This window comes from Bacillus sp. mrc49, assembly GCF_002803435.1.
Window position 1 is genome coordinate 1 of the sequence record NZ_PHNG01000632.1, and the last position, 641, is coordinate 641.

Annotated in this window: 1 protein-coding gene; it reads right to left on the minus strand. The window is 43.7% G+C overall.

All coding sequences use genetic code 11. The features are described 5' to 3' along the window. Window positions 1-641 (minus strand): CBS domain-containing protein (locus CVN76_RS06550; protein WP_157805577.1); only part of this gene is annotated, 641 nt, incomplete at both ends.

A 641-nucleotide genomic window follows, 5' to 3' on the forward strand; every position in this document is an offset into this window, starting at 1 on the left:
AAGGAATCTTTATTACCTGCCAAGGCACCGATAACGGCACCGCGGAGAAGAATTCCTTTAATTCTTTTTTCATCATCTACGACAGAGATCGGCAAGCTTGACGTTGCCATCACGTCCATAAGGTTTCCTAGCAATTCATCTTCTTTGACGGTCGGGATATCCGTAGTCATCACTTCAGATATCGATTGATTATTGCTCATGGCCTGACGCGCTTGTTCAGCTGTCACCGCCCCCAATAATTTCTGCTTCCTATCCACAACGAAAATGCTGGAATATCCCTGTTTACGCATGATTTCCAAGGCAACCCTCGGTCCTCTGTCAACTGAGATTTTCTCTGGTCGGATCATCACATGAGATGCTGTCAATACTTTTGATAAATCAACATCTTCGACGAACTTCTCGACAAATTCATTGGCTGGATTCATCATGATTTGTTCTGGTGTTCCCAGCTGAATCACGCTTCCATCCTTCATAAGCGCGATCCTATCCCCGATTCTCAATGCTTCATCAAGATCATGGGTAATGAAAATGATCGTTTTTTTATACTGATCTTGAATTTCAACCAGCTCATCCTGCATATCTTTACGTATCAGTGGATCAAGGGCGCTAAAGGCCTCATCCATCAATAATACGTCCGTGTC